Source organism: Streptomyces kaniharaensis, assembly GCF_009569385.1.
GTDB lineage: Bacteria > Actinomycetota > Actinomycetes > Streptomycetales > Streptomycetaceae > Kitasatospora > Kitasatospora kaniharaensis.
This window is the reverse complement of sequence record NZ_WBOF01000001.1, coordinates 4212198-4236713: the sequence shown is the minus strand read 5'-3', so window position 1 is coordinate 4236713 and position 24516 is coordinate 4212198. Positions and strand designations below refer to the sequence as shown.

General features: G+C 72.4%; 19 protein-coding genes and 1 pseudogene. 5 read left to right on the top strand and 15 right to left on the bottom strand.

Annotation, left to right across the window (positions count from 1 at the left end; translation table 11 throughout):
- Positions 1 to 66: 66 nt before the first annotated feature.
- Positions 67 to 2517 carry a DNA gyrase/topoisomerase IV subunit A gene (locus tag F7Q99_RS19005; protein ID WP_153463008.1) on the top strand — a complete coding sequence of 817 codons (2451 nt, stop codon included), beginning with the start codon at positions 67 to 69 and terminating at the stop codon, positions 2515 to 2517.
- Positions 2518 to 2601: 84 nt separating this feature from the next.
- On the top strand, positions 2602 to 3504 hold the full coding sequence (locus F7Q99_RS19000; protein ID WP_326846859.1) for a sucrase ferredoxin: 903 nt from the start codon (positions 2602 to 2604) through the stop codon (positions 3502 to 3504).
- A 74-nt stretch (positions 3505 to 3578) separates the two neighbouring features.
- Here F7Q99_RS19000 and F7Q99_RS18995 read toward each other — a convergent pair whose 3' ends face one another.
- Genes F7Q99_RS18995 through F7Q99_RS18985 form a run of 3 tightly spaced genes read right to left on the bottom strand, consistent with a single transcriptional unit; the run spans position 3579 to position 6345 of the window.
- A complete protein-coding gene (locus F7Q99_RS18995; RefSeq protein ID WP_153463006.1) occupies positions 3579 to 4637 on the bottom strand; it encodes an ABC transporter substrate-binding protein in 1059 nt (352 codons plus the stop codon).
- Between the two features lie 33 nt (positions 4638 to 4670).
- Positions 4671 to 5546 carry an ABC transporter permease gene (locus tag F7Q99_RS18990; protein ID WP_326846858.1) on the bottom strand — a complete coding sequence of 292 codons (876 nt, stop codon included), beginning with the start codon at positions 5544 to 5546 and terminating at the stop codon, positions 4671 to 4673.
- Positions 5536 to 6345 (bottom strand): ABC transporter ATP-binding protein, encoded by an 810-nt coding sequence (locus tag F7Q99_RS18985; protein ID WP_153463004.1) that lies wholly within the window; start codon positions 6343 to 6345, stop codon positions 5536 to 5538. The genes F7Q99_RS18990 and F7Q99_RS18985 overlap by 11 nt, the downstream gene beginning before the upstream one ends.
- 309 nt (positions 6346 to 6654) lie before the next feature.
- On the opposite strand from F7Q99_RS18985, the gene F7Q99_RS18980 reads away from it, so the two are divergent.
- Positions 6655 to 8250: an ATP-binding protein gene (locus F7Q99_RS18980; RefSeq protein WP_153463002.1), complete on the top strand. Its 1596-nt coding sequence runs from the start codon at positions 6655 to 6657 to the stop codon at positions 8248 to 8250.
- On the top strand, positions 8250 to 8939 hold the full coding sequence (locus F7Q99_RS18975) for a response regulator (protein WP_153463000.1): 690 nt from the start codon (positions 8250 to 8252) through the stop codon (positions 8937 to 8939). The genes F7Q99_RS18980 and F7Q99_RS18975 overlap by 1 nt, the downstream gene beginning before the upstream one ends.
- Positions 8940 to 9029: 90 nt before the next feature.
- Here F7Q99_RS18975 and F7Q99_RS18970 read toward each other — a convergent pair whose 3' ends face one another.
- From F7Q99_RS18970 to F7Q99_RS18945, 6 genes and pseudogenes are all read right to left on the bottom strand, one after another.
- Positions 9030 to 10724: a solute symporter family protein gene (locus F7Q99_RS18970; protein WP_230210259.1), complete on the bottom strand. Its 1695-nt coding sequence runs from the start codon at positions 10722 to 10724 to the stop codon at positions 9030 to 9032.
- The gene (locus tag F7Q99_RS18965; RefSeq protein WP_326846857.1) at positions 10721 to 11242 is read right to left on the bottom strand and encodes a DUF485 domain-containing protein; all 522 of its coding nucleotides are present in this window, start codon (positions 11240 to 11242) and stop codon (positions 10721 to 10723) included. The genes F7Q99_RS18970 and F7Q99_RS18965 overlap by 4 nt, the downstream gene beginning before the upstream one ends.
- A gap of 125 nt (positions 11243 to 11367) precedes the next feature.
- Positions 11368 to 12060 carry a response regulator transcription factor gene (locus F7Q99_RS18960; protein ID WP_153462998.1) on the bottom strand — a complete coding sequence of 231 codons (693 nt, stop codon included), beginning with the start codon at positions 12058 to 12060 and terminating at the stop codon, positions 11368 to 11370.
- Positions 12057 to 13217: a sensor histidine kinase gene (locus F7Q99_RS18955; RefSeq protein WP_326846856.1), complete on the bottom strand. Its 1161-nt coding sequence runs from the start codon at positions 13215 to 13217 to the stop codon at positions 12057 to 12059. The genes F7Q99_RS18960 and F7Q99_RS18955 overlap by 4 nt, the downstream gene beginning before the upstream one ends.
- 44 nt (positions 13218 to 13261) lie before the next feature.
- Complete coding sequence (locus tag F7Q99_RS18950; protein WP_153462996.1) at positions 13262 to 13747, bottom strand: CcdC protein domain-containing protein; 486 nt, start codon at positions 13745 to 13747, stop codon at positions 13262 to 13264.
- 154 nt (positions 13748 to 13901) lie between these two features.
- Positions 13902 to 16012, bottom strand: a pseudogene (locus F7Q99_RS18945) (DNA gyrase/topoisomerase IV subunit B).
- Positions 16013 to 16550: 538 nt separating this feature from the next.
- On the opposite strand from F7Q99_RS18945, the gene F7Q99_RS18940 reads away from it, so the two are divergent.
- Positions 16551 to 16781: a DUF7455 domain-containing protein gene (locus F7Q99_RS18940; protein WP_326846855.1), complete on the top strand. Its 231-nt coding sequence runs from the start codon at positions 16551 to 16553 to the stop codon at positions 16779 to 16781.
- Positions 16782 to 16974: 193 nt separating this feature from the next.
- On the opposite strand, the gene F7Q99_RS18935 is transcribed toward F7Q99_RS18940, so the two are convergent.
- From F7Q99_RS18935 to F7Q99_RS18910, 6 genes are all read right to left on the bottom strand, one after another.
- Entirely contained in the window at positions 16975 to 17787 is an 813-nt protein-coding gene (locus tag F7Q99_RS18935) for a S1 family peptidase (RefSeq protein ID WP_407697863.1), read from the bottom strand.
- A gap of 299 nt (positions 17788 to 18086) precedes the next feature.
- Positions 18087 to 19745: an RNA polymerase sigma factor gene (locus F7Q99_RS18930; RefSeq protein ID WP_153462994.1), complete on the bottom strand. Its 1659-nt coding sequence runs from the start codon at positions 19743 to 19745 to the stop codon at positions 18087 to 18089.
- Between the two features lie 435 nt (positions 19746 to 20180).
- Positions 20181 to 21113: a FadR/GntR family transcriptional regulator gene (locus F7Q99_RS18925; protein WP_326846853.1), complete on the bottom strand. Its 933-nt coding sequence runs from the start codon at positions 21111 to 21113 to the stop codon at positions 20181 to 20183.
- 145 nt (positions 21114 to 21258) lie between these two features.
- On the bottom strand, positions 21259 to 22164 hold the full coding sequence (locus tag F7Q99_RS18920) for a hypothetical protein (protein ID WP_153462990.1): 906 nt from the start codon (positions 22162 to 22164) through the stop codon (positions 21259 to 21261).
- Positions 22165 to 22167: 3 nt separating this feature from the next.
- On the bottom strand, positions 22168 to 23454 hold the full coding sequence (locus tag F7Q99_RS18915; protein ID WP_153462988.1) for an ATP-binding cassette domain-containing protein: 1287 nt from the start codon (positions 23452 to 23454) through the stop codon (positions 22168 to 22170).
- Between the two features lie 217 nt (positions 23455 to 23671).
- The gene (locus tag F7Q99_RS18910) at positions 23672 to 24430 is read right to left on the bottom strand and encodes an NUDIX hydrolase (RefSeq protein WP_153462986.1); all 759 of its coding nucleotides are present in this window, start codon (positions 24428 to 24430) and stop codon (positions 23672 to 23674) included.
- Between the last annotated feature and the right edge of the window lie 86 nt (positions 24431 to 24516).

Here is a 24516-nt window from a genome sequence, read left to right as displayed (position 1 = left end):
ACGACAGAGACAGCGACAGAGACAGTCCGAGACACAGCAAGCGAGACGTAAGGGAGCCCCGCCGCGATGGCCCGCCGCAGTTCGCAGACCCCGCCGCCCGGAGACTTCGAGGAGCGGATCCTCGACGTCGACGTCGTGGACGAGATGCAGGGCTCCTTCCTGGAGTACGCCTACTCGGTGATCTACTCGCGTGCGTTGCCGGACGCGCGGGACGGTCTGAAGCCGGTGCACCGCCGGATCCTCTACCAGGCCAACGAGATGGGCCTGCGGCCGGAGCGCGCGCATGTGAAGTGCGCCCGTCTGGTGGGCGACGTGATGGGTCGACTGCACCCGCACGGGGACGCGTCGATCTACGACTCGGTCGTCCGGATGGCGCAGCCGTTCTCGATGCGGTTGCCGCTGATCGACGGGCACGGGAACTTCGGTTCGCTGGGCAACGACGACCCGCCGGCGGCGATGCGTTATACGGAGTCGCGGCTGACGGCGGCGTCGATGGCGCTGGTGGAGTCGATCCACGAGGACACCGTCGACTTCGGGCCGAACTACGACGGCAGTGAGCAGGAGCCGCTGGCGCTGCCAGCCGCGTTCCCGAACCTGCTGGTGAACGGCGCGACGGGCATCGCGGTGGGCATGGCGACGAACATGCCGCCGCACAACCTGTCCGAGGTGGTGGCGGCGGCCCGGCACCTGATCAAGCACCCGAACGCGGATCTGGACACGCTGATGCGGTTCGTGCCCGGTCCGGACCTGCCGACGGGCGGGCGGATCGTGGGTCTGTCGGGGATCCGGGACGCGTACGAGTCGGGCCGGGGCACGTTCAAGATCCGGGCGACGACGACGATCGAGGCTGTGACGGCGCGCCGCAAGGGCATCGTGGTGACGGAGCTGCCGTACAACGTCGGCCCGGAGAAGGTCATCTCGAAGATCAAGGACCTGGTCAACGCGAAGAAGTTGCAGGGCATCGCGGACGTCAAGGACCTGACCGACCGCGAGCACGGGCTGCGGCTGGTGATCGAGGTGAAGAACGGCTTCGTGCCGGAGGCGCTGCTGGAGCAGCTCTACAAGCTGACGCCGATGGAGGAGACCTTCGGCATCAACAACGTGGCGCTGGTGGACGGCCAGCCGCTGACGCTGGGCCTGAAGGAGCTGCTGGAGGTCTACGTCGACCACCGGTTCTCGGTGGTGCGCAGGCGCAGCGACTTCCGCCGGCGCAAGCGCCAGGAGCGGCTGCACCTGGTCGAGGGCCTGCTGGTGGCGCTGCTCGACATCGACGAGGTCATCGCGATCATCCGGTCGAGCGACAACGCGGGGCAGGCGAAGGAGCGCCTGATGGAGCGCTTCTCGCTGTCGGAGACGCAGACGGCGTACATCCTGGACACGCCGCTGCGGCGGCTGACCCGGTTCGACCGGGTGGAGCTGGAGCAGGAGCAGGCGAAGCTGACCGCGGAGATCGCGGAGCTGACCGAGATCCTGGAGTCGGACACGCGGCTGCGCAGTGTGGTGTCGTCCGAACTGGGCGCGGTGGCGAAGCAGTTCGGGACGGAGCGGCGGACGGTGCTGCTGGAGGCGGGAGCGGTGCCGTCGGCGGCGCTGTCGGTGCCGCTGGAGGTGGCGGACGATCCGTGCCGGGTGCTGCTGTCGTCGACGGGTCTGCTGGCGCGGACGGCGGACGGGGAGCCGTTCGAGGTGTCGGAGCGGCGGTCGAAGCACGACGTGATCGTGTCGGCGGTGCCGGCGACGGCGCGGGCGGACGTGGGTGTGGTGACGTCGGCGGGCCGGGTGCTGCGGCTGCCGGTGATCGATCTGCCGGCGCTGCCGCCGACGCCGTCGCCGACGCTGGCGGGCGGGGCCGCGGTGGGCGAGTTCCTGCGACTGGAGGCGGGTGAGCGGGTGCTGGCGCTGACGACGCTGGACGAGTCGTCGCCGGGGCTGGCGCTGGGCACGGTGCAGGGTGTCGTGAAGCGGGTGGTGCCGGAGTGGCCGGCGAACAAGGACGAGTTCGAGGTGATCGCCCTCAAGGAGGGTGACGAGCTGGTGGGCGCGGTGGAACTGCGCACCGGCGAGGAGGACTTGGTCTTCGTCACCTCGGACGCGCAGTTGCTGCGCTACCCGGCGGGCCAGGTGCGTCCGCAGGGCCGCCCGGCGGGTGGCATGGCGGGCATCAAGCTGTCCGACGGCGCCCGGGTGCTGTCGTTCACGGCGGTGGATCCGGCGGTGGACGCCGTGGTGGTGACGGTGGCGGGTGCCTCGGGCACGCTGACGGGCGCGGAGCAGACGACGTGGAAGGTCACGCCGTTCGAGCAGTATCCGCGCAAGGGCCGGGCGACGGGCGGTGTCCGCTGCCAGCGGTTCCTGCGCGGTGAGGACGCTCTGACGTTCGCCTGGGCGGGCGCGGCTCCGGCGCTGGCGGCGACGGCCAAGGGCGCTCCGGTGGACCTGCCGGAGCGGGATCCGCGCCGGGACGGTTCGGGCTCGCCGGTGACGACGCCGATCGCGGTGGTCGCGGGCCCGGCGTAGCCGTGAACCGAGGAGGGGTACCCGCAGGGTGCCCCTCCTCGGTCGTTCCGGGGCACGGCGGCAGGTGAGGGTAGCCTTGCCCGCGTGAGCACCTGTACGACGTTGTCGCGTGAACTGTCGGAGCCGTTGGCCGCCACCGCGGCCGTGGCCACCACGTGGCTGCTGGTGGAGCAGAACGGGCCGTGGGGCGCGAAGGCGGTCGGCGAGAGTCATCTGGACCCGGCGGTGGGGCGGGCGCTGGAGGCGGCCGCGGCGGGGACGGGTGTGCGGGTGGCACTGATCCGGCGGCCGGGGCGGCACGCGGACTGCCCGCCGACGGCACGGCACGAGGTGATCGTGGCGCACGCGGTGCCGGGTCGCGGCTGGGTGCGCCGGGCGGAGGTGGCTGATCCGGCGGAGCTGCTGGGGCTGGACTTCGCGGCGCTGGGCGTCGGTGACCACGGCGGCTTCGGGGCGGAGCACGTCGGCGGCCCGGTGGCGCTGGTGTGCACGAACGGGCGGCGGGACCGCTGCTGTGCGCTGCTGGGCCGTCCACTGGCGGCGGAGCTGGCGGCGGCCGGGCACAGCGAGGTGTGGGAGGTGACGCACCTGGGCGGGCACCGCTTCTCCCCCACGATGCTGGTGCTGCCGTACGGCTACGCGTACGGGCGGTTGACGCCGGAGACGGCCAAGGAGGTGCTGGCGGCGACGGCGGCCGGGCACATGGTGCCGGAGTGGTCGCGGGGCTGCTCGGGCTGGGAGCGTCCGGGTCAGGCGGCCGAGCACGCGGTGCGGCTGGCCATCGGGGAGACCAGGGTGGGCGCGCTGACGCTGACGCTGCGGCCGGACGGCGAGGGCCGTTGGCTGGTCTCGGTGCTGCACGAGGACGGCAGAGCCTGGGAGGTCGACGTGATCGAGGGCGCGAGCGAGCCGCCGCGTCCGGAGAGCTGCGGGAAGGCGGCGGGCAGGCCGTCGCGGATGGACGTGCTGTCCGTCCGGGGGGTCTGACGGTCCGGGCGCGTCGTGCGCGAGCGGGCCCGCGCCCGTGGGGGTGAGCGCGGGACCGCCGTACCGGGGCCGGATCAGCCGGCGGCCTTGCCGACGAACTCGGTGGTGTAGGTGCGGGAGAGGTCGATCGTGCCCTCCTTGCCCTTGACGTCCGGGTGGAAGGCGGCGAGCACCGCGAGGACGGTCTTCGGGCCGTCGGCGGGCATCACGCCGTCGGTGGTGAACATCGGCAGGGTCGCCTTGATCGCGGCCGCGTACTGCCCGGCGCCGCCCTGCGCGTAGTCGGCGGGCATCTTCGCGGCGATCTCCTCGGGGCTGTGCGTGGACATCCACTTGAGGGTCTTCACGAAGGCGTTGGCGAGCTTCTGGGTGGTGTCCTTGTTCTTCTCCACCCAGTCGGTGTTCATGTAGAGCGAGGACGAGGGGTAGAGCCCGCCGAGCGCCTGGCGCGAGCCCTCGGGGGTGCGCATGTCGTAGAGGATCTTGCCGAGGCCCTTGTCGAGGACGTTGGCGACGGTCGGGTCGGTGGTCATCCCGGCGTCGATGCTGCCCTGCTGGAGCGCGGCGACGAAGGTCTGGCCGGCGCCGACCGCGATCGGGCTGAACTCGCTGACGGCGGTGCCGTTCTTGACGGCGAGGTACTTGGTGAGGAAGTCGGTCGAGGAGCCGAGGCTGGTGACGCCGAGCTTCCTTCCCTTGAAGTCGGCGCCGGACCTGACGGCGTCGGCCTGCTTGGTGGAGACGATCTCGACCTCGCCGGGGGCCTGCGAGAACTGCACCACGGACTGGACGTTCTTGCCCTTGGCCTGGAGGTCGATGGTGTGGTCGTAGAAGCCGACGGCGCCCTGGACGTCCCCGGCGAGCAGCGCGGTGGTCGCGTTGACGCCGGCGGGCTCGCTCATCAGCTCGACGTTGACGCCGGCCTCGGCGAAGAAACCGAGCTGCTGGGTGAGCATCGCGGGCAGGTAGATGACCTTGTCCAGGCCGCCGACCATGATCTTGACCTTGGGCCCGTCGACCTGCCGGCCGGCCGGGGCGACGGCGCCGTGGGTGGACTGGGCGGCGTCGTTGGCACAGGCGGAGAGCGGGAGGAGCAGGACGGCGGCGAGGGCGGCTGCGGCGGATCTGCGCATGGGTGGGGGTACCTCTCTACTACGGGTTCGGGTTCAGCGGCCGTCGCCCGCGTCGGCGGGCTTCCAGCGGAACAGCTTCTTCTCGGCGAAGGTCAGCAGCCCCTCGGTGAGCAGCGCGACGACGGCGAGGATGGTCATGGCGGCGTACACGCCGGCCGCGTTGAAGGTGCCCTGGGCGGCGGCGACGAGCAGGCCGAGGCCCTTGGTGGCGCCGATGTACTCGCCGACGATGGCGCCGATCAGCGCGAAGCCGAAGCTGACGTGCAGGCTGGTGAAGATCCAAGTGGTGGCGGCGGGGATGACCACCTGGAGGGTGACCTTGCGGTTGTCCGCGCCGAGGATGCGGGCATTGGCGACGAGGTTGCGGTCCACCTCGCGGGCACCCTGGAAGGCGTTGAAGAACACCGGGAAGAACACCAGCACGACGGCGGAGGCGACCTTGGAGGCCGGGCCGAGGCCGAACCAGATCAGGAAGATCGGGGCGAGGACGATGCGCGGAATGGCGTTGAGCACCTTGATGTAGGGCCCGAACACGTCGGCCAGGAACCGGATCCGGCCCAGCGCGATGCCGAGCAGGACACCACCGGTGACGCCGATCACCCAGCCGGTGAGGGCCTCGTAGAGGGTGTAGCCAATCTGCTCGCCGAGCGAGCCCTGCGCGGTGCCGTGGGTGACCCACTGCCAGATCTGGTCCCAGATCCTCGACGGCTGCGAGAAGTTGAACGGGTCGACGACGCCGGTGCGGGCGCAGACCTCCCAGAGCCCGAGGAAGCCGAGCAGGACCGCGATCCGGGCGCCGAGGACGCCCAACTTCCGGTTGCGGGCGGCCCGTTCGCGGGCCTCGGTACGGGTGGCGGGGGCGGCCGCCGGGGGCTTGCCGGCGACGGCCGGCGCGGTCTCAGGCGGCACGACCCGCTCCTCTCTCCCTGGTGATGCGGACCTCTTCGCCGAGCGAGGTCCAGATCTCGCGGTACAGCTCGACGAACCTCGGCTCCAGCCGGACGGCCTCCACGGTGCGCGGTCGCGGCAGGTCGACGGTGAAGATCTCCTTGACGGTGGCCGGTCCGGCGGTCATGACGACGACCCGGTCGGCGAGCGCGATGGCCTCGTCGAGGTCGTGGGTGACGAAGACGACCGACGAGCCCGTGCCGGCCCACAGCTCCATCAGCTGGTCGGACATCAGTGCGCGGGTCTGCACGTCCAGTGCCGAGAACGGCTCGTCCATCAGCAGGATGTCCGGGTCGTTGACGAAGGTCTGGGCGAGCGCGACGCGCTTGCGCATACCGCCGGACAGCTGGTGCGGGTAGCGGTCCTCGAAGGCGCCGAGGCCGACCCGGCCCAGCCAGTCCCGGGCGCGCTGCCTGGCCTCGGCGGCGGGCACTCCGCGGAAGCGGGGGCCGGCCATGACGTTGGACAGGACGGTGCGCCAGGGGAAGACGGCATCCTGCTGGAAGACGAAGCCGACCTTGGGGCTGATCCCGCGGACCGGCTCGCCGTACACCCGGACCTCGCCCTCGGTAGGCTCCTCCAGGCCGCTGACCAGGGTCAGCGTGGTGGACTTGCCACAGCCGGTCGGTCCGACGACGGCGACGAACTCGCCCTGGGCCACGCTCAGATGGAGATCGCGGACGGCGGTGTGCAGGGCCCCGGACGGGGTGCGGAACCGTTTGGTGGCGCCGGTCAGCTCGATCGCCGGCGTGGTGCTCATGCCCCCGCCTCCCGCCTGCGGTGTCCCGACCGCTCGGCGGGTGCCTCGCAGGATCGGCACTTCGTGATGATCGGCTCGCTGCGCTCGCTCATGGTGACCTCCGGGTCTGTGCTTGCCCAGGAAGGTAGGAGCGGGCCCGGCCCCGGCGGGAGGCTTCTCGGCGTACTGCGGCTTCTCCGCGTTGAGGGCTGTTCTGCTCGTTTTGCTTCCGCTACAACTGCGGGGACGCGGCTGACAGAAACACGCGGGAAACGTAGGGTGTCCCGACCCCCGCCCGCATGGACCCGAAGCCGCCGAGAGGAGGCCCGGATGAAGCTGCCCCGCTGGCCCCGCCGGGTCTTCGCGCAGCTGCTGCTGAGCCAGACCGTCGTCACCGTCGGTGTCACCGCGGTGACCGCCGGGCTGTTCCTGGCTCCGGTCAGCAGCGAGCTGGACCACGACGCGATGCAGCGCGCGCTGTCGATCGCCCAGGCCACCGCCACCGACGAGGTGATCGCCCGGGCTGCCGAGACCCGCGACTCGGCGACCGCGCAGCGCAACGCCGAGCAGATCCGGCTGGCCACCGGCGCCAGCTTCGTCGTGGTCACCGACCTGGACGGGATCCGGCTCTCGCACACCGATCCGGGCCGGATCGGCCACCGAGTCAGCACCGACCCGGAGCCCGCGCTCAGCGGGCGCAGCGTGACCGCGATCCAGGAGGGCACGCTGGGGCGCACCGCACGCGGCAAGGTGCCGCTGCGGGTCGCGGACGGCCGGATCGTCGGCGAGGTGTCGGTGGGCATCAGCGACGACTCGATCCGCCGCCGCCTGCTGAAGATGCTGACCGGGATCCTGCTGTGCGCGGGCGCCGGCCTGGCCGCGGGGACGGTCGCCACGCTCGCCCTGGCCCGACGGTTGAAGCGCCGCACGCACAACATCGCGCTGGCCGACATCTCGGCGCTGCTCGTGGAGCGGGAGGCGATGCTGCACGGCATCCGCGAGGGCATGGTGGCGCTGGACGAACGCGGCCGGATCCGGCTGGCGAACGACGAGGCGGTCAGGCTGCTGAGCCTGCCCGAGGGCTGCACCGGCCGTCCGATCGACGCGGTGCTGCCGCCGGGGCGGCTCGCGGACGTACTGACCGGGCGGATCACCGGAGCCGACCTGCCGGCCGTCCGCGACGACCGGGTGCTGGTGGTGAACCGCATGACCACGGCCGAGGGCGGCGCGGTCGTGACGCTGCGCGACCGCACCGAACTGGAGTCGCTGGTGCGGGAGCTCGACACCACCCGCAGCCTGACCGAGGCGCTGCGGGCGCAGGACCACGAGCATGCCAACCGGATGCACACGCTGCTGGGCCTGCTGGAGCTGGGCCGGCACGAGCAGGCAGTGGCGTTCATCTCGGAGCAGTCCGGTTCGCACGCGGCGGTCGCGGCGCGGATCGCCGAGCAGGTACAGGACCCGCACGTGGCGGCGCTGCTGGCGGGCAAGTCGGCGGTGGCGGGCGAGCGCGGGGTGCGCCTGCTGCTGGCCCCGGCGGCACACCTGCCGGATGCGGTGGTGGACGCGCGGGCACTGGTGACGGTGCTCGGCAATCTGATCGACAACGCGGTGGACGCGGTGGCGCCGGGCGGGGGCGGCCGGGTGGAGGTGACGCTGGCGGCGGCCGGCTCCACGCTGCTGGTGGAGGTCGCGGACAGCGGCCCGGGCGTGCCGGAGGAGCTGCGCGAGCAGGTCTTCGAGGAGGGGTGGACCAGCAAGGACGCGCCCGCGCACCGGCCGCGCGGGCTCGGGCTGGCGATGGTGCGGCGGCTGGTCGAGCGCACCGGCGGCCGGATCGTGCTCGACGCGGGGCCGCTGGGCGGCGCCCGGTTCACGGTCGAGCTGCCGGAGGCCCTGCTCACCCAGCGACTCGTGGAGGCGTGATGATCGACGTACTCGTGGTGGACGACGACTTCCGGGTCGCGGACGTGCACGCCGCCTACGTGGCCAAGGTGCCGGGGTTCCGGGTGACGGGCACGGCACACTCGGCCGGTGAGGCGCTGGCCACGCTGGAGCGCCGCCCGGTCGACCTGCTGCTGCTCGACCACCACCTGCCGGACGAGACGGGCCTCGCCCTGGTACGCCGCCTGCGGGAGCGGCAGGTACCGTGCGACGTGATGATGGTGACGGCTGCCCGGGACGTGTCGACGGTGCACGCGGCGATGCAGCACGGCGCGCTCCAGTACCTCGTCAAGCCGTTCACGTTCGCCGGGCTGCGGGAGAAGCTCGTCGCGTACGCGCAGCTGCGGCACGCACTGGCCGCACCGGCCCGGGAGGCGGGCCAGGACGAGGTGGACCGGCTGTTCGCCACACTGCGCAGCGCCGTCTCCCCGGCCGGTCCGCTGCCGAAGGGCCACTCCGCGCCGACCACCGACCTGGTGCTGGGCGTGCTGCGGAAGGCGGGCCGTCCGCTGTCGGCGCAGGAGGTGGCGGACGCCACCGGGCTGAGCCGGTCGACGGCGCAGCGCTATCTCAAGCAGCTGGAGCGCGACAGCCGGCTGCGGCTGACGCTGCGCTACGGCGACACCGGTCGGCCGGAGCACCGGTACGGGCTGGCCACGCGCGGCCGGTGAACCACGGCCGGTGAACCCGCTGAACCACGGCCGCTGGACATGGGGGAACCCCGGCGGCCCCAGGCCCGCCGGGGTTCCCCGGGGCACGGCTCAGACCGCGCCCGCACCGGTGAGGGCGCGCACCTCCAGCTCGGCGAAGCGATCCGCGTCGGCCGGTTCGGGCGAGATGAGCGTCCCGATCCAGCCGGCCAGGAAGCCGAGCGGGATGGAGATGATGCCGGGGTTCTCCAGCGGGAACCAGTGGAAGTCGACGCCGGGGAAGAGCGCCTCCTTGGTACCGGACACGACGGGTGAGAAGGTCACCAGCACGATGGCCGGGATCAGTCCGCCGTACACCGACCAGATCGCGCCGCGGGCGGTGAACCGCCGCCAGAACAGGCTGTACAGCAGCACCGGCAGGTTCGCGGACGCGGCCACCGCGAAGGCCAGGCCGACCAGGAAGGCGACGTTCAGGTGCTGTGCGTAGAGGCTGATCACGATCGCCGCCGCGCCGATGCCGACGGCGGCGATCCGGGCGACGACGACCTCCTGCTGCTCGCTGACGTCTCCCTCGCCCGAGAGCCGGGAGGCCGGGGCTGCATCGGCGCGCCGACGCCGGCGCCGCGGCCGGCCGCGCCAGACACCGGCCCAGATGTCGTGGGCGAAGGCGGCCGAGGAAGCCAGGGTGAGCCCGGCGACGACGGCGAGGATGGTGGCGAAGGCGATCGCGGAGATCAGCGCGAACAGCACCACCCCGCCGGTGCTGCCGTTGCCGCCGCCAAGCACCAGGGCCAGCAGCGGAACGGCGGTGTTCCCCGCCGAGTTGGCGTGCCGGACCTCCGCCGAACCGATCAGCGCGGTCGCGCCGAGGCCCAGCGCGATCGCCATCAGGTAGAAGCCGCCGACCAGGCCGATCGCCCACACCGTGGAACGGCGGGCGGCCCGGGCGGTGGGCACCGTGTAGAAGCGGGACAGGATGTGCGGCAGACCTGCGGTGCCGAGCACGAGGGCGAGACCCAGGCTGAAGAAGTCGAGCCGGCTGGTGAGGGTCGTGCCGTACTTGAGCCCGGGTTCGAGGTAGCGCTGCCCGGCGCCGCTGTGCTGGGCGGCCTGGCGCACGAGTTCGCCGAGGTCGCCGTGGAAGCGCACCATCAGCAGCACGGTGAGCACCACCGAGCCCACGACGAGCAGGAACGCCTTGACGATCTGGATCCAGGTGGTGGCCCGCATGCCGCCGACCGTGACGTAGACGATCATCAGGCCGCCGACCGCGATGATGCTCCAGGTCCGGGCCTGCACGCTGTTGGTGCCGAGCAGCAGGGCGATCAGCGAGCCCGCACCGACCATCTGGGCGACCAGGTAGAGCAGGGTGACGACGACGCTGGCGCCGCCGGCCGCGGCCCGGACGCTACGACGGCGCAGCCGCAGCGCGAGCACGTCGGCGAGGGTGTACCGGCCGGCGTTGCGGACGAGTTCGGCGACCAGCATCAGGACCACCAGCCAGGCGACCAGGAAGCCGATGCTGTACAGCACGCCGTCGTAGCCGTAGAGGGCGATCAGCCCGGCGACGCCGAGGAAGGAGGCGGCGGAGAGGTAGTCGCCGGAGAGTGCGAAGCCGTTCTGCAACGGGGTGAAGTCCCGGCCGCCGGCGTAGAAGTCCTCGGCGGCGCTGCCACGGCGGCCGACCAGCACGGTGATCCCGAGGGTGACCAGGACGACGACGGCGAAGAGCACGATCGCGAGGTCGTGGTGGTCGCCGGTGGGGGCGACGGGGGGCGGGGTGGCTGTTGTCATCGAGGTCGTCATCGCAGCTGGTCCTGGGTGTCCCAGCGCAGGCCCCGGGCGGCGCGGTCGCGCTTGGTGCGGGCGTTGCGGGCGTAGAGCCAGGTGAGCAGGAAGGTGGAGGCGAACTGCAGCAGGCTGAGCAGCCAGGCGACGTTGAGCGGGCCGGCCACCGGGGTGCGCATCAGGCCGGGCGCGGCGGCCTGGGCGGCGACGTACGTCAGGTACCAGCCGAGGAAGGCGAAGCTGGCCGGGAAGACGAACGCCCGGTAGCTGCGGCGGATCTCCTGGAAGACCTCGCTGCGCTGGACGGCCCGGTACACCTCGGTACTGTCGGCGGCTTGCGCGGTGGGAGCGGGCACTGCGAGGACAGCGGGGACGACGGCCGCGACGGGCGCGGGCTGAGCCGGTACCAACTGCTCCGTCCGGACGGGGGCCGACGGGACGGCCTCGATCCCCTGGACGGCGGAGGTGGCGACCGGTGCGGCCCACCAGTCGAATTGCTGCCCCTGCTCGGGACTGCTTGTTTGCTGCTGTGGCACTGCTGCTCCTGAACCGGAGGGCACTCTGACCCGAACCATCATGGGGGCCCCTGAGCAGCGTCTTTGGCCATTGCAGATACGTTCACTCGATGAGGGGGTCGATCATCCGACGGACATTCATCCGACTACTGCTGCGTACCGGTGATTCCGTGTCGGAAGGCGTACGCGACGGCCTGCGCGCGGTCCCGCACGCCGGTCTTCGCGAACAGGTTGTTGATGTGCGTCTTCACGGTGGCCGGGCTGACGAACAGCCGCTGGGCGATCTCGGTGTTGGAGAACCCCTCGGCGATCAGCGCCAGCACCTCCGCCTCGCGGGCGGTCAACCCGTCGGGCAGCTCCCGCGGCCGGGCGGACGCGGTCGGCTGCTCGGGCGGGGCTGCGGATGGCGTCTCCGACAGCCTTTCCAGCAGCCGGAGTTGGACCTGGGGCGAGAGCCCGGCCGCGCCCGAGCGCACGTCCGCGATGGCCCGGGCGATCTCCTCGCCCCCGGCGTCCTTGGTGAGGTAGCCGCGCGCCCCGGCCTGGAGCGCCGGGAACAGCGAGTCGTCGTCGGCGAAGGTCGTGAGCACCACGACCTCGGTCTCCGGGTGCGCCGCCCGGATCCGCCGGGTCGCCTCGACGCCGTCGCAGCGCGGCATCCGCAGGTCCATGAGCACCACGTCGGGGCGATGCCGCTCCACGAGGGCAACGGCCTCCTCCCCGTCCGCCGCCGCGCCGACCACCTCGATCCCGGGCAGCAGCCCGAGCAGCATCACGATGCCCTCGCGCACCACCGTCTGGTCGTCCGCGACCAGCACTCTGGTCGACTCACCGGTCATGCCGGCACCCGCAGCAGCACGCGCCACCCTCCGTCCTCCGGGCCCGCCAGCAGGGTGCCGCCGAGCAGTTCCGCGCGTTCGCGCATCCCGAGCAGACCGTACCCGCTGCCGCTGGCCGCCAGCTCCCCGGGCGCTTCGCCGCGCGGCGCCCGGGTGTTGCTCACCTCCAGCTCCACCGCGCCCGGCAGGTACCGCAGTTCGATGGCGCACCGGGCACCTGGCGCGTGCTTGCGGACGTTCGTCACCGCCTCCTGCGCGGTGCGCCGCACCGCCAGCGCGGCCTCGGCGGCGATCGGCCGGGCCGCGCCGGTGACGGTGAGCGCGGCCCGTTCGCGCCCGGTCAGCTCGACCAGGAAGTCTCCCACCGGGGTGAGTTCGCCGCGCAGCGCGGACAGCGCCTGCCGGGTCTCGGCGAGGCCGTCCTGGGCCATCCGCCGCGCGGCGACGACCCGTTCGCGGATCTGCTCGCGGTCGGTGCCGGCGTCCAGCATCAGCCGGGCCGCCTCCAGGTGGACGAGCTGCGCGGAGAGGCTGTGGGCGAGCACGTCGTGGATCTCCCGGGCGATCCTGGCCCGTTCGGCGAGCGCCACGCTCTCCGCCTCGGCGGCCCGGGCGGCGCGTTCCTGGGCGAGCAGCCGGCGGGCGGTGCCGCGCGCCTCGATGTCCAGCCGCAGCAGGAAGCCCAGCAGCGTGAGCCCGCCGACCGATGAGACGATGCTCAGCCAACTCGCCCAGCTGACCGCGGTGTAGGAGCCCAGCGCCGCCGCCGCGACGGCCAGGGCGGGTGCGGGCGGCAGCCGGACCAACGCGGTCACGGCCAGCCCGAACCAGGTGAAGTCGGCCAGCGGGTAGGCCTGGCCCCAGTCGGCCAGCCAGGCGACACCGAGCAGCGCGGCGGCTGTGACGAGCGAGGACGCCAGCCGCTGTTCCCGCGTGGCGCGCAGGTACAGGGTGCTCAGCCCCACCACGGCGACCAGTCCGGTGGCGACGGCCGCGACCGCCCAGCCGTGGTAACGGCCGTCGGAGAACGTCCCCCAGGTGACGGTGACGAGCAGCACGATCCGCCCGAGCAGGGTGAGGACCCGGCGCGGCCGGCTCTCGGCGTCGCGCTCCAGCCCCTCGCGGGACGGCCAGCGGGTCCAGTACCACCCGGTCACGGGTGCCTCCTCGGCGATCTCGAACGTGGACGGCCGAAGTCCGGTCAGCCGATCGCGGTGGCCTGCCGGGGCAGCTCCATGGTTCGCGCCCTCCAGTTCACCACGAGCGACCGGGTCAGCAGCAGGACCGCGAGGCTGAGGAGCAGCGCGCTGCCCGCCTGGTGGACGTGCAGGACCGTGCCGAGGCCGTACAGGCCGACCCGGACGGCGATCATGCCGGACCAGGCGGCCACGGTGGCCTTGGTGCCCTTGGCCCACACCGAGCCGTCCGCGGCCTGCCAGAGCCGGACGGTCCAGCCCCAGACGGACCCCATGGCGAGCACCGCCACCAGCCCGCAGGCGAGCAGGGCGGCGGAGACCGCCGTGTGCTGGTGGTCGATGAGCTGCGGGTCGCGCAGGGCGAGCACACCGAGGATGAGCGGCAGCAGCCAGAAACGGCGTTCGGTGTCGAGGCGCCGGGCCCGCATCTGGCGCTGCGCCACCAGGGCCATCACCACGAGGATGACAACGACGTTGACGAGGGCGGTCATCGGACTCTCCGTCCCGACGGGAAGCTTGGGCTGACCTCTCCGACGCTACGGATCCGGCGCCGCCCGGTGATCGGAGCCGGGGTGGACCGGGGGTGGAGGCGCAGCCGCGAGGGCCCTCCACCCGTGGGTGGAGGGCCCTCGCGGCAGCAGAGCGTCAGGCGTCGATGCGCGAACGGTCCAGGGTGGCCGCCGAGTCCACGATGAACTCCTTGCGCGGGGCGACGTCGTTGCCCATCAGCAGGTCGAAGATCTTCTCGGCCTGTTCCAGGTCGCCCAGGTTGATCCGGCGCAGGGTGCGGTGGCGCGGGTCCATGGTGGTCTCGGCCAGCTGGTCCGCGTCCATCTCGCCCAGACCCTTGTACCGCTGCACCGGCTCCTTCCAGCGCATGCCCTTGCCCTGGAACTCCAGCAGGGTGGAGCGCAGTTCGGCGTCGGAGTAGGTGTAGTGGTACTTCTCCTGGCCGCGCTTGGGGTTGGTGAGCTCGATCCGGTGCAGCGGCGGCACCGCGGCGAACACCCGGCCCTGCTCGACCATCGGCCGCATGTAGCGGTGGAAGAGGGTGAGCAGCAGGGTGCGGATGTGCGAGCCGTCGACGTCGGCGTCGGCCATGAAGATGACCCGGCCGTAGCGGGCCTGGTCGATGTCGAAGGTGCGGCCCGAACCGGCCCCTATCACCTGGATGATCGCGGCGCACTCGGCGTTCTTGAGCATGTCGCTCACCGAGGCCTTCTGCACGTTCAGGATCTTGCCGCGGATCGGCAGCAGCGCCTGGAACTCGGAGTTGCGGGCGAGCTTGGCGGTGCCGAGCGCGGAGTCGCCCTCGACGATGAAGAGTTCGCTGCGGTCCACGTCGTCGCTGCGGCAGTCGGCCAGCTTGGCCGGCAGCGAGCTGGTCTCCAGCGCGGTCTTGCGGCGCTGGGCCTCCTTGTGCTGGCGGGCGGCGACCCGGGTGCGGGCCGCGGCGACGACCTTCTCCAGCACGGCCCGGGCCTGGAGCTTGTGGTCCTTCTTGGCCGAGGTGAGGAAGGCCTTGAGCTCCTTGGCAACGACGGCGGCGACGATCCGGTTGGCCGCCGAGGTGCCGAGGACCTCCTTGGTCTGGCCCTCGAACTGCGGCTCGGCGAGCCGGACGGTGACCACCGCGGTGAGGCCCTCGGTGGCGTCGTCCTTGGTGACGTCGTCCTCGGCGACGCGCAGCAGCTTGCTGGCGCGCAGCACCTCGTTGAGGGTCTTGGCGAGCGAGCGCTCGAAGCCGGTGATGTGGGTGCCGCCCTTGGGGTGGCGATGATGTTGACGAAGGAACGCAGGGTGGTGTCGTAACCGGCGCCCCAGCGCAGCGCGATGTCCACCCCGAGGTGGCGGGTGACCTCGGTGGGCGTCATGTGGCCGAGGTCGTCCAGGACGGGCACGGTCTCCTTGAAGGTGCCCTCGCCGCGCAGCCGCAGCACGTCGCAGACCGGCTTGTCGGGCGCCAGGAACTCGCAGAACTCGGCGATGCCGCCGTCGTAGTGGAAGACCGCCTCGTCGATCTGCTCGCTCTCGGTGAGGCGTTCGTCACGGACGACGATGGTCAGGCCGGGCACCAGGAAGGCGGTCTGCCGGGCCCGGTTGTGCAGGTTCTCCAGGGAGAGCTTGGCGTCCTTGAGGAAGATCTGCCGGTCGGCCCAGTAGCGGATGCGGGTGCCGGTACGGGTCTTCGGCACCTTGCGGGCCTTGGTCAGGCCGCTGGCGGGCTCGAAGGGCGCGTCGGGGCTGGTCTCGGTGAAGATGCCGGGAGTGCCGCGGCGGAAGCTGATCGTGTGGGTGTGGCCGCCGCGGTCGACCTCGACGTCCAGCCGGGCGGACAGGGCGTTGACGACGGAGGCGCCGACGCCGTGCAGGCCGCCGGAGGCCGCGTAGGACCCGCCGCCGAACTTGCCACCGGCGTGCAGCTTGGTCATCACGACCTCGACGCCGGACAGCTTGGTCTTGGGCTCGACGTCCACCGGGATGCCGCGCCCGTTGTCGCGGACCTCGACCGAGGAGTCGGCGTGCAGGACGACCTCGATGCGGTCGCAGTAGCCGCCCAGCGCCTCGTCGACGGAGTTGTCGATGATCTCCCAGAGGCAGTGCATCAGGCCACGGCTGTCCGTCGAGCCGATGTACATGCCCGGGCGCTTGCGGACCGCCTCCAGGCCCTCCAGGACGAGCAGGTGCCGAGCGGTGTAGTTGGAACCGTCGTCGCCGGCCAGCAGTGCGGACGGCACGGTCGTTTCGGCACTCACGCGGCACTCTCCTCGGTGAAGTTCTGTCTCATGGGTCACATCCGGACGCGTCCGGATCTTCCGCCAGTGCAGCACGCCGCACCGACAGCCGTCTCCCAGCGTGTGCACTCCCCTCCGCTGGGTGTGCAGCACGGCGGGCCGGTCCCGCGCAGCTTGTACGCGCTGCGCGAACAAGGGCTGGGCCGGAGTTCGGGGCGCCGGGGCGCCATCTCCTCCCGGTACCACCGGCCCTGGCGGATCGTGGGGCCCGGCGCAGGCTCCGGAACTGCCGTTATGCAGGCTACCGGGGCCTGGGACGGGGCTTATGCTCCAACCCGGCAGAGGATTATGCTACGCGGACCTCGCACCCGATCCCGATCGGGCGTTCGAGCCGCGGGCGGATCCCGGGATCTGGTACGCATGAACCAGTGGCCCCCGGGGCACGTCCTCATCAACACAGCAGAATCCTCAAAGAAGAAAAGCCACGAGCGGGAACGTTTTCGGCCTGGTTGGATGTTGACCCTGGTACGACAGCTCGTCGAGCTAGAGAAGAGGCGACGTGACTACTGTTCTGACACCTGCGAGCCCGCTCACCGCGGCTGACCGCTGCGACCGTTGCGGCGCCCAGGCCTACCTGCGCGTCGTGCTCGCCAGCGGCGGAGAGCTGCTCTTCTGCGCCCACCACGGCCGGAAGTTCGAGCCCGAGCTCAAGAAGATCGCCGTGGAGATACAGGACGAGAGCGGCCGCCTGACCAGCACCACCGCGACGGCCAGCGACGACGAGCGCTGATCCCGGGCGCCACCAGCAGCCAGCGTCGAGCTGTGTCCGGTCGCACACCGTGCGCGACCGGTGAGCCGGGCGATCGACCCTTCGGGGTCGGTCGCCCGGCTCTGCGTGTTCTCAGGGGAGTTCGTCCCGACGTGACGTCAGAACGTGACCGGGCGGTCACAGCCGACCTGTCCGACGCCTTGAGGGCCGGGGCTCACAGCACCGGGCGCACCACGTCCGCGACGGCGGCGAGCCTGGTGTACACGCCCGGGTGGGCCGGATCCGCGCAGCCCGTTCCCCACGACACCAGGCCGGCCAGTCGCCCGCCGACGACCAGCGGGCCGCCGCTGTCCCCCTGGCAGGAGTCCCTGCCGCCCTTCTCCTCGCCCGCGCAGACCATGCCCCGGGCGTCGAACTTCCCGTCCGGCCCGCCCGGGTAGGCGCGTGCACAGGTCTGGTCCGCGACGATCGGCACGTCCACACCGCGCAGCACGGGCGAGTAGTCACCCCGCCCGGTGGCGTCGCCCCAGCCGTACACCTGCGCCCTGGTTCCGGCCGCGTACGGCTCGGTCTCACCCTGGCCGACCAGACCGATCACCGGCCGGGAGCCCTGCGGCTCCGCGAGGGTGAGCACCGCGACGTCGTTCATGTTGGCGGCGAAGTTGTACTCGGGGTGGATCCAGATCGCCTGGACGGGCACCTCGCGGCCGGCCGAGCCGCGCAGGTCGTCCCGGCCCACGATCGCCTTGAGGCCCGGCCGGTCCACCCGGATGCCCTTGGCCTCGTCGTAGAGGCAGTGCGCGGCCGTCACCACCTTGGTCGGGGCGACCAGCGCCCCACCGCAGAACTGGCCGGAGCGGCCGCTGCCGAACTGCTGGCGGCTGCTGAGGGCCACCACCCACGGGTGGTCGGCGGTACTCGCGAGGGTGCCGCCGACGATCCGGTGCCGCGGCGCGGCCGCGTCGGCAGGTGCGGCTGCGCCGAGCGCGACCAGCGGGAGGGGGACGACGGGCAGCAGCGCCAGCACGGCGGCCCGGCGGCGACGGCCGGGCCGGGCGACGGCGGCCGGGCGTGCCGGGGGCGGGGCGGCTGTCGGCAGGTCCGCGCGGTCCGGGTTGGGCAGCACCGTGTCTCCAGTTGGCTCGGCAGCAGGCAACCGGCACAGCGTAGGTGACCAACTACGCTGTGCGACCGCTTCCCGCCGCATCGCCACCCGGACGAGCGACAACCGCCACCCGGACGCTGACACGCCCGGACACAGACGGCAGAGAAGGCCCGGAGCCGTGGGGCTCCGGGCCTTCTGTGCGACTGTCCGCCGTAACCGGATCAGTCCAGGTAGTCGCGCAGCACCTGGGACCGCGACGGGTGGCGCAGCTTCGACATGGTCTTCGACTCGATCTGGCGGATGCGCTCACGGGTGACCCCGTACACCTTGCCGATCTCGTCGAGCGTCTTCGGCTGACCGTCCGTCAGGCCGAAGCGCATCGAGACCACACCGGCCTCGCGCTCGGACAGGGTGTCCAGCACCGAGTGCAGCTGCTCCTGGAGCAGGGTGAAGGAGACCGCGTCGGCCGGAACGACCGCCTCGGAGTCCTCGATCAGGTCACCGAACTCGCTGTCGCCGTCCTCGCCCAGCGGGGTGTGCAGCGAGATCGGCTCGCGGCCGTACTTCTGGACCTCGATGACCTTCTCGGGGGTCATGTCGAGCTCCTTGGCCAGCTCCTCCGGGGTGGGCTCGCGGCCCAGGTCCTGGAGCATCTGGCGCTGGACGCGGGCCAGCTTGTTGATGACCTCGACCATGTGCACCGGGATACGGATGGTGCGGGCCTGGTCGGCCATCGCGCGGGTGATCGCCTGGCGGATCCACCACGTGGCGTAGGTGGAGAACTTGTAGCCCTTGGTGTAGTCGAACTTCTCGACCGCACGGATCAGACCGAGGTTGCCCTCCTGGATCAGGTCCAGGAAGAGCATGCCGCGGCCGGTGTAGCGCTTGGCCAGCGAGACCACCAGACGGAGGTTGGCCTCCAGCAGGTGGTTCTTGGCGCGGCGGCCGTCCTCGGCGATGATCTCCAGCTCGCGCTTGAGCTTCGGGGCGAGCTTGTCGGCGGCGGAGAGCTTGTCCTCGGCGAACAGGCCGGCCTCGATGCGCTTGGCGAGCTCGACCTCCTGCTCGGCGTTGAGCAGCGGGACCTTGCCGATCTGCTTCAGGTAGTCCTTGACCGGGTCGGCGGTGGCACCGGCGACGGCGACCTGCTGGGCCGGCGCGTCGTCCTCGTCGTCGTCGGAGAGGACGAAGCCCTCCGACTCCTCCTCCGGGCCGGCCTCGGTCTCGGCACCGGCCTTGTCACCGGGCAGGGCCGCGTCGTCGAGCAGCTCCTCCTCGCCGAGCAGCTCCTCCTCGCCGCCCTTGGCGGCCTTGGCGGTGGTGGTCTTCTTGGCGGCGGTCTTCTTGGCGGGTGCGGCCTTCTTGGCCACGGCCTTCTTGGCGGGAGCCGCCTTCTTCGCCGGCGCCGCCTTCACCTCGGCGACGACCGTGGTCGTCTCGCCGGCGGTGATGTCGGCGGACACCGTGGGGGCCGGCGCGGCGGCGGCAGCCGCCACGGCCGGGGCCGCGACGGGCGCGCCGGGCGCGATGCGCACGGGCGGCTTGGTCGGGGCCGCCGGGGCGGCCGGGGTCCGGGTGGTGACAGCCTTGGTGGCGGTGCGCTTGGCGGGGCTCTTGGCAGCAACGCTCTTGCGCTTGGCGCCGGCCGGCTCGGCCGCGCTGACCATGAGGTCCACCCCCTCCTCGATCAGCACCTGATTGAGGCTGCGCATGACGTTCTTCCACTTGGTGACCGGGATCTGGTCCGCCTCGAACGCCTGGCGCACGTCGTCACCGGCGATCTGCCCCTGGGCCTTGCCCCGCTCGATGAGCGCCAGCAGAGCCGCGGACTCGGCGATCTCGGGGGGAAGCGAACGGGATGTGCTGGCCGACACGAACAACCTCTCGGACGATGAGTGGACTCGAACCCGTACCGGCCGCCCGAGCGGGCGGGGAAGGAGATCGCACGCCGGGCGCGCGGTGTCGATTCCGACCGACTCGGGCTTGAGGACTGGGTTTGCAGGACGGCAGCAGCGCCGCGGACCAACACAGCCGTCTGGCGTGCTGGAGTATTCCGGAGCTGCTTCCGCTCAGGACACATCGCTGCTACTCGTCAAGTGTTACGCATGGCCTTCGTGTCGCGGGTCACACCGCTCGGCGCCCGCGGCCCGAGGGCCGGCATCCATCATCGCGCACTCGCGCCGAAACCGGCCGGCATGCCCATGACGAGCCGCATCGAGGAGCGCTGCGGACGGCCTGATCCGACAGGACGGCCCTCCCGCCGCACCGGGTGGTGCAGCCGGAGGGCCGTGGGCCGGCGGGGCGAACCAGACCGCTCAGTGCTCCCGGGGGGCCGGGACGGACGGCTCGATCTCGGGGTGGACGGTGAGCAGCGCCCGCATCGCGACCTCGCCCGCGGTGCCGTCGCCGGTGCCGAGCGCGTCCACCAGTCGCGCGTGCAGACTGACCGAGGCCTCGGAGGGCCGCTCGCACGAGGTCGCCGGGCCGCCCGACACCTGGAGCGCGCAGGAGACGATCCCGGACAGGTGCTCCAGCATCCGGTTGCCGGCCATCTGCAGGACCAGCCCGTGCAGCTCGGCGTCGGCCCGGGTGTAGGTGGAGAGGTCGGCCTGGGCGGCGGCGTGGCTCATGATCTCGACCAGCTCGACCAGCCGCTGCTGGACGTCCTCCCGGCCGTGGCCGGCGGCCAGCCGGGCGGCCAGCGGCTCGATCGCCCAGCGCAGCTCGAACAGCTCCCGGCGCTGCTCGTCCCGCTGCGGGCCGAAGGCGCGCCACTCGATGATGTCCGGGTCCAGCAGGTTCCAGTCGCCGACCGGGCGGACCCGGGTGCCGACGTTCGGCCGGGCGCTGACCAGGCCCTTGGCCTCCAGCACGCGCAGCGACTCGCGCACGACGGTGCGGGAGACCTCGAACCGCTGGCCGATCTCCTCGGGCACCAGCGGGCGGTCGGCACCGAGGTCGCCGGAGACGATCATCTGGCCGAGCTGCTGGACCAGCTGGCCGTGCAGACCGCGACCGCGGCTGCTGGTGGTCTTGCGGCCGACCCGGGCGAGCTCGGACTCGGCACCCTCCCAGCGGGGCGCCGGCGGGGTCGGCCGGTCGGCGTACGAGAAGCGGTCGAGGTCGCCGGGGCCGTGGATGGGCCCTTCGGCGGAACGGGCGGGGGTCATCGTGGGGTGCGCAAGGGTACTCACAGGTCCTTTGTCGGCGATCGGCAGGCGCAGCTTGAGAATTCTCGTGAAAAGCACACGAAAGGGTGATCGACCGTGACTGGATGATTGACTTCTTATCAGGAAGAACCACGCATTACGGTCACGCCGGTCGATCTTGGTGGTTCGGGACGGTGCCCGTCCGTCAGGACCGGGCGTCAGGACCGGGCGTCAGGACCGGGCGTCACAGCGCACGGCGGCGGGCCTGCACCAGCAAGGCCACCAGCAGCAGGACGGCGGCCGGCGCCGCCACCGTGGCAAGCAGGGCCGGATCGGTCAGCGCGGCACCCCCGGGCACCGCCCGCCGGTCCCCGCCGTACACCCATCCGTACGCCCACTCGACACCGGACTGGAACGGCAGCAGCTCGGCCGCCCGGGTCGGCCACGGCGTGCCGGTCTGCCGCAGCAGCAGTGCCACGCCCGACTCCAGCAGCGGCGGCAGCGCGCACAGCACCAGCACCCCGGCCGCGGCGCTGCGGGTCACCGACGCCGTCAGCACCCCGGTCCAGCCCGCCACCACGGTCAGCACGACGAAGGCCAGCAGTGCGGCCGGCACCCCGTGCCCCGCAGCCAGTGCCACCGGGGCGAACGCGCCCGGCAGATCGGCGAGTCCGGACAGCCCGGCGCCGGCCAGAACCCCGGACACCCCACCCGACAGCGCGGACGGCTGCCACCAGGCCGCCACCGTCACCCCGGCCGGCAGCGCGAGGTGCACGGCCACCGTGTCGAACAGCAAGGTGGTCAGCGCCAACGCCCCCGCCACCGGGCCGATCACCAGCAGCTTGGCCAGCAGCAGCCGCACCCGGCGCGAGTACGACACGTGCGAGGCCGGCAGCCCCGGGTTGCGCACCTCGTGCCCGTACGAGAGGGCGCCCAGCACACCGGCCCCGAGCGCCGCGAAGGGCAGCGGCACCAGCGGGACGGCGGCGGTCAGCAGCCGCACCCCCGCCGGACCGGCCAGCGGGCCCGCGGGCGTCTGGCTCGCCAGGACGGCGGCCGCGGCGGCGTCGCACAGCAGCACGGCGGCGAGAAGCAGCCAGGTGGAGCGGAGGCCGCGCAGTCGGCGCAGCTCGTAGGCCAGAACACGCACGGTTCACTCGCTCCGGTGGTCGTCGGGGGTCGCGGGGGCGGCGGCCGGGGCCGCGTTCGGCATGAGGCGGCCGAGGCTGCCGAGACGCATGGTGTCGTCGGCCAGGAGGTCGTCGGAGGCCGGTCGGCGCGAGGCGACAGGACCGTCGCGGAAGAGGCGGTCCACGGCCACCGTCGGGGTGGCGTCCGCGCTGCCGTAGGGCTCGGGTTCGACGACGGCGAGCGCGGAGAGTGCGGTTGCGGCGGAGAGGACGGGCAGGGTCCTTGCGGGCAGGGTGCCGTCCTCCTGCGGTCTGGGGACGACAGGCTCGACCGGCGCTCCAGCCCGGTCAACGCCCCGCTCCGGGGCCGGCTGCACATACACCCTGACGTGGCCGGAGCGACCCGAGGAGACCGGTAGGGCGGCCGTCGGCGCGGGCTGCTCGACCACCCGGTCGGCCAGCTCGTGCAGCAAGATGCCGTGGCGGTAGGCGAGTTCACCGATCTCGCTGCGGCCGACGCCCACCACCGCGAGGCCGGCGCCGCCGTCCCGGCGCACCTGGGCGCCCTGGCTGACCAGCACATCGGCGAGCCGTGCCATCTGCGGTCCGCGGACGGACACTTCGGGGCAGAGCCGGGTGCGGCGGAACTCCGCCACGTGCTGGTCGGCCACCATCCTGCCCCGGTCCAGCGTGATCACGCGGTCGGCCAGCTGCGCCGCCTCCTGCGGGGTACGGGTGGTCACCAGAACCGTCCCGCCCGCGACGCCGAAGGAGCGCAGGAAGCAGTGGAACCACTCGACGTTGCGCGGTGACAGGCCCTCGGTCGGCGCGTCCAGGACCAGCGTGCCGGGGTCGCCGAGGAGGGCGGCGGCCAGCGCCAGCCGCCGGTGCATGCCCGGTGAGAAGGCGCGCAGCCGCTGCCCGGCGACGGCCGCCAGCCGGGTCTGTTCCAGCAGATCGTCGGCCCGCCGGGCGGGCACGCCGACGGCCGCCGCGAGCATCCGCAGGTGGCTGCGCGCCTTGCGCCCAGGGTGTCCGGCCAGGGCGGCCGGGCCCTCTCCCGGGGCGGGCAGCAGCACGCCGACCTCGCGTTCGGGGCGGCGCAGGCGGCGATAGGTGCGGCCGTCGAAGAGCGTGACGCCCTGGCCGCGTTCGAGCTCGAGCATCAGGCGCAGCGCGGTGGACTTGCCGGCGCCCTCGGGGCCGAGCAGCGCCGTCACCATGCCGGGCCGAGCGTCGAAGGTCAGGTCCAGCACGGCGGGCGGGGCGCCCTTGCCGCGGACCTTGGTCAGTCCGGTGATCTGGATCATCGCTGCCTGCTCCCATGCCCTCGGCCGCCTGCTCCACGCGGAACGGGACCGTGCCCGCACGGCCCCGCGCCAGCACACTAGGGGGCGGTGACGGAGATTCCGGGCATTACGGGAGCGGCACGGGCCCGGCGGCCGCCCACCTCACCCGATCAGGGGACAATCCGATCCTGCGATTCGGGGTTTCGTGGGTTCTGCCGAGTTCGTGAGCTTCGCGGGGTCAGGACTCCGGGCGCAGCATGGGCGGGTTGAGGACGGTCGCGCCGCCCGCCGTGAAGAGCTGTGCCGGGCGCCCTCCCTGACGGGTCGTCGTACCGCCGGAGGGCAGCAGGAAGCCGGGGGTGCCGGTGACCTTGCGGTGGAAGTTCCGCGGATCCAGGGCCACGCCCCAGACCGCCTCGTAGACCCGGCGCAGCTCGCCGACGGTGAACTCGGTCGGACAGAAGGCGGTGGCGAGCGAGGAGTACTCGATCTTGGAGCGGGCGCGTTCCACGCCGTCGGCGAGGATCAGGCCGTGGTCGAAGGCGAGCGGGACGCCGTCGGCCGGGGCCTGGCCGAGCAGTTCGGCGACCGGCGCCCAGCGGGCACTGCTGGCGTCGCCGCCCGCGCGGGGTGTCGGCAAGTCGGGGGCGAGGACGAGGTAGGCGACGCTGACCACCCGCATCCGGGGATCGCGTTGCGGGTGCCCGTACGTGGCGAGCTGCTCCAGGTGGGCGCCGGCCGCCCCCGGCCCGGCCGCGTCGTGGCCGGGCGCGGAGTGCGCTCGCAGCCCCGTCTCCTCGGCCAGTTCCCGGGAGGCCGCCTCGGCCAGCCCCTCGTCCGGCCGGACGAACCCTCCGGGCAGCGCCCAGTACCCCTGGAACGGCGGCTCGCCTCGTCTGACCAGCAGCGCACACAGCGCGTGGTCGCGCACCGTCAGCACCACCAGGTCTACCGTGACAGCGAACGGGGGAAAGGCCGACGGGTCATAGCGCGACATGGTGACGATCATAGTCGTCTCTCTGACGATAAGCACAGACCCGTGTACGAGCAGTGCCTCAGCGTAGCCGGGGGCGGAGCCTGGGC